This is a genomic window from Curtobacterium pusillum (genome assembly GCF_013359865.1).
GTDB lineage: Bacteria > Actinomycetota > Actinomycetes > Actinomycetales > Microbacteriaceae > Curtobacterium > Curtobacterium pusillum.
The window spans coordinates 1-322 of sequence record NZ_JABMCE010000027.1; the positions used below are offsets into that span (position 1 = coordinate 1).

At 67.7% G+C, this 322-nt stretch carries 1 pseudogene; it reads left to right on the top strand.

The window, feature by feature from the left end:
• Positions 1-129 (top strand): annotated as a pseudogene (locus tag HP507_RS17650) (IS30 family transposase); the annotation flags it as partial.
• Positions 130-322 lie beyond the last annotated feature (193 nt).

Sequence of the window (322 nt, forward strand, 5' to 3'; positions counted from 1 at the left end):
CGGCTCCTCGAAGTCGCGGCTGAACTCAACGGCCGCCCCCGCAAGACCCTCGACTACCGCAGCCCTGCAGAAGCATTCGAACAGCTACTCTCGGACCCGAAACAACCACCCGTTGCAACGACCCCTTGAAACCGCCGGTCCGCGTCGGTCCGTGGTGGGACGGTGAGGGTGAGCGTCATGGTCTGCGGCTTCCTGGTCGTTACGCGGTTGCTTCGGCGGGCAGCAGCTCGGCGAGGAGCGTCTGGACGCGGTGCTTGATGTCGTCGCGGATGGGGCGGACGTCCTCGATGCCGCGGCCGGCGGGGTCGGTGAGGTCCCAGTC